This is a genomic window from Polaribacter sp. (assembly GCF_965656025.1).
In the GTDB taxonomy this organism is placed as follows: Bacteria; Bacteroidota; Bacteroidia; order Flavobacteriales; family Flavobacteriaceae; genus Polaribacter.
Window position 1 is genome coordinate 79,990 of sequence record NZ_CBFHJT010000002.1, and the last position, 4,520, is coordinate 84,509.

Below are 4,520 nucleotides of genomic sequence, written 5' to 3' on the forward strand. Positions count from 1 at the left end.
CCCTACAAAAGCAGAAGTATTTGTGGCATCAGGTACTGGATTTGTAATTTTAGCAAAAGTTGATGAAGTGTTCCAACTATTAAAAACAATATTAGGATTGTTTGTGTCGAAATCGATGTGTGTAACTTCTTGCGCATTTGCCATGCCAAAAGTTAATGTTAGCATTAAAAGTAATCTTAGTTTCATAATAAATTAATAATTTAAGTTAAAATAACATACATTTTAGATAATTTCGCTGTTGTTCATTTTATGAATAAATAATAACTTTGTTTTTCATTTACACTGCTGCGAACAACTTCAAGATTATAATTGAGTTCAAAAATGAGTTAAATCTTGTGAATTAACAATTTATTAACCTCTACAAAAATTATATTACAACCAAAAAAACCTCTACAAAACCTTTGTTAAAAATTATAAGATATTGATTTTTAGCAACTTAAAAAATTAAAACTTTTGAATGTAGTTTACTAAGTTTTCTTCTTTATCTAAATTAAATTTTTTGCGTAATCGATACCTACTTTGTTCTACACTTGTAATAGCAACATTCATTAACGAAGCAATTTCTTTTGAAGAGAGATTTAATTTTAAATAAGCGCTTAACTTTATTTCGTTGGAAGATAAATTGGGATGTTTTTCTCTTAAATTTTCGAAAAATTGTGAGTGAGAATTACTAAAATGCAACTGAAAGGTAAGCCAGTCTTCCTTATCTACTAAGTGATTATTAATTTTTTTAACTACTTTTCTTATCGGGTAATGCAGTGTACTATTAACCAACTTTTCATCGATACTTTTAATATCATTAATTAAATCGGTTAACAATTCGTTTTTCTTAATATTATTTAAGGTAGAAGAAGCTAAGGCCGCATTTTTCTTTTTAATTTCTAGGTTTAAGTTCTCTTCTTTTAATAAGAGTAGTTCTTTATCCGAGGATAATTTTTCTAATTCAAACTTTTCTTTTTGGCGTTCTCTACGTTGTTGTTCTATTTGTTTTAGTTTAGAGATATATTTATCGTTTTTCTTCTTTAAGTAAAGATTGTAGCCATAAAAAAGGAAAATAAAGCACAAAATATAAGTAATTTTGGCAGTGCTGTTAAAATACCAAGGATGAATTATAGAAAAAGAAACGAAAGTACTAGTTGAGGTTTTATCTAAATCTATAATGTTACGAATTTCTAACTCATAATCATTTGGTCTTAGTCCTGTAAAGTTGATTTCGGAAATTTCCTCTGTTTGTAACCAATCTTCTTGTAAACCTTTTAATCTATATTGTATAATTCTTGAACTGCCATAAGGTAAGTTAGGTAAAGCAACCACAACTTTAATGTAATTATTTTGATACGGAATCGTTAAAGTTGGCTTTTCAATTGAAAGGTTAATAGTATCTTTTGCACTTATTGCTTCTATAGATTTAATGACTGGGGTTTGCGCTTTTGAATAGGTATTTTTTTCTTTGTAGGTATAAAAAGCAATACCGTCATTTAGATTAATACCATAAATATTTTTATTAATTTTTGTAAACTTTACAAAATCTTTAAGGTTTTTTTCCCAAATGGAATAAAAAGGTGATTGTGTTTTTTTAAATGTACCAAGTTTGCGTTCTATATATCCAATAGAATTGTCTGTTGCATACCAAAATAAGTTATCATCTTGTTGAATTTGATAAATGTTTTTTAAGCCTTTAAAAATCTCATAAGGATAGATTGCTTTTGTAAAAGTATTATCAATAGCATTGTACAAGAAGAATCCCTTAGGGTTGTAAAAAACCAAATTCCCGTCAATTTTGGTAAAATATGCATTTGTTTCTACAGAAGGGTTGCTAGTGCCATAAAAATCTACTTCGATTAAATTTAAACCATCTTTTGATAAATTTAACCTGTAATAGCCTTTTTCTGGATGAGAAACCCAAATTTGGTTTTTACTATCAAACTCTATAAACCTTGAGGAATCTGCAAATTCTGTAAACTTTTTAACAAATTTCCAATTTTCTCCTATTTTTTTAAATACGGCTATACCAGAATAAAAACCAACATACATAATATCTTTGTGAATGGGATGTATTTTAAATGTCCATGCCCCACCTTCTATATGTATGGTTTGTAGTTTATTATTTTTTAGTTTAAAAACTCCCTTATGACTTCCAATCAATATTTGATTTTCATACTCATAAATTTGCCAAATTTGCTCTACAGAGTTGTCTATTAAAATTGGCTTTGAATTGAATTTTTGTATATTTTTTTTAAATAATCCTTGATTTGTGCCAAGATAAAGAATAGAATCTTTTAACAGACTTGAATATACTGTTCCAAATTCGCTTCGGCTATCCCAAATAAATTTTAAGTTACTAAACTCTAAGTAACTCAAACCAGCTTCTGTTGCAATCCAAATATTTTTATTATTGTCTATAAATACTTTTCGAATGGAGTTATTTTCTATTCCTTTTTCTTTGTTAATATGTGTTATAATATCTCCTTGTTTAGACATTAAATACACACCATCTCTTAAGGTTCCTACAAGAAAAGTATTTTCATCATAATTTTGGATATCAGTTATAAATTTTTTCTCAAAAAGCGAATTTACAGTCCAATCTTTTTTTGTTAATTTATTTGCTTCGATTTTCCAAAAACCATTATTTCTTGTTGCTAACAAAATTTCATTTTTTTTATGAAAAATATTGGTAATCAGTAAATTATTGTTTTCTGAGCCTTTTACTAATATTTTTTGATTTTCTTTAATCTCAAACAAACCTAAATAAGAGTCTTGTACATAAAGTTTATCATTTAACGAAAACATTTCGCCAAATCCTTTATTGGCATAAATAATTTCAATTGATTCATTTAGCTGGTTATAAACATAAATTTGCTGAAAAGATTGAAAATAAATACGGTTATTATGCTTGGTAATATTTTTAAAAACAGGCAGTAAAGGAGCCTCTTTTGTTGGTGTTTTAAAAAACAAACTTTTATAAATCAATTGACCAAACTCATTTTTAGACCATACCCCAAAACCTCGATGACCAGAAGTATAAATTTCTTGCTCATTGACGTACAATACCCCTCTAAGATCAGTTTTATATTTTTCTGAAAATTTATTCCATGTAAAACCGTCAAAAGTTAGCAATGATTCTTTGGTAGCAATATATACTTCGCCATTATTGCTCTGTGAAAAATCAAATACCTTTAAATTTGTTTTTAAATATTTTTGATTGAAATTCTTAATTAAAGAAACTTCTTTAGGATTTAGAAATTGAGCAAATAAATTAATTTTAATTAATAAAAAGAATATTATCAATAATTTATTATTTACAATTTCAAAAATTTTTAAATTAAGTAACATAACTTTTTTTATATTTTTTTAAATAAAAGAGATATTATAGCAGCTGATAGTTTGCCATAAGTATATATAATGAGAGAGACTTTTAATAGAGTAATATACTTCATTATTCTTTTCAGTAGCAACATTTCCGACACTTTCCATAAACAAATAATGACTGATATTGAACCTAGTTTGCTAAATTATACCACATATTGCTTTGGAATAAATACGTTTAAAAGTATTTACATCATTAAAGAATCTATTTATCGCATTATTGAAAACTCTAGAACTGCCTAAATGAGGAAACCTATTAAATAAATATTCCTCTATATATTGATTTATATTATTCATTTTAAAAATTTCTTTATAGTGTAATATAAATAAATAGTTCTAATTTCATCATCTGTAAGTTTATCAACTTATTTTAATTAAAACTCATTAATTAAAATTGTAAATGTTTTTTAAAGCTTCTTCAAACATGTTGACATCTATCAATCAACTCTTTATCTTTTTAATTACTATTTGTATAGAACCCAAATAAGGATAAAACAAAAATACTCAACCCAAAGTTTCTCGTTTAAGCTGGCGATAATTATTTTGAATACCTGCTGTAACTTTTGTTTTGTCTTTATTAAAACCTATCTCAGCAATAGAAAACATTGCAGTGTTTTGCGCTCTTAAATTTTTATCACTCCATAAAATAACTTCTGTAAGTAGAGGAGCCAATTCTATTCCCTTTTCAGTTAGCAAGTAAATATTTTCTTTTTGATTATCTGGTAATTTGTTTTTAGTAATTAGCTCGTTTTCTTCCAACCACTTCAGTCTTGACGACAAAATACCGGGTGCTATTTTCTCAGGAGAAATTGAAAAATCCTTAAATGTTTTCTTCCCTTGAAGTAACATATCTCTTACTATAAGTAATGACCATTTGTCCCCTACAATATCTAAAGTAGAAGCAACGGGACAGCCCGACCTAAAATTATTTTTCATTTTTTACTATTATTTTAGTAGTAATAAATTATTTTAACTACTTTTGCTACTGTTTTAATAGCAAAAATACAATTATTATGAATAAAAAATCATCATTTATAGATAAATCTCAACCTAAAAATATCCGTATCGGTATATGGTCGAGTATAATTTCAGCCATTATGCTTATTGGAATTGGTATTTTTTGGTTAGTACATCCAGCAGCTTCTGAAGGTTCT

Annotated in this window: 4 protein-coding genes; all 4 read right to left on the reverse strand. The window is 26.5% G+C overall.

Features of this window, described 5'->3' with window-relative positions:
• Window positions 1–186, reverse strand: a 186-nt coding sequence (locus tag ACTG3S_RS00785) for a hypothetical protein (RefSeq protein WP_439127472.1), incomplete at its 3' end; no start/stop codon positions are given.
• Between the two features lie 258 nt (window positions 187–444).
• Window positions 445–3,333, reverse strand: a complete 2,889-nt coding sequence (locus ACTG3S_RS00790) for a hypothetical protein (RefSeq protein ID WP_439127473.1) — start codon at window positions 3,331–3,333, stop codon at window positions 445–447.
• A gap of 174 nt (window positions 3,334–3,507) precedes the next feature.
• Window positions 3,508–3,663, reverse strand: coding sequence for a hypothetical protein (locus ACTG3S_RS00795; protein WP_439127474.1), 156 nt, complete (start codon window positions 3,661–3,663; stop codon window positions 3,508–3,510).
• Window positions 3,664–3,870: 207 nt separating this feature from the next.
• Window positions 3,871–4,302 carry a winged helix-turn-helix transcriptional regulator gene (locus ACTG3S_RS00800; protein ID WP_439127475.1) on the reverse strand — a complete coding sequence of 144 codons (432 nt, stop codon included), beginning with the start codon at window positions 4,300–4,302 and terminating at the stop codon, window positions 3,871–3,873.
• Window positions 4,303–4,520 lie beyond the last annotated feature (218 nt).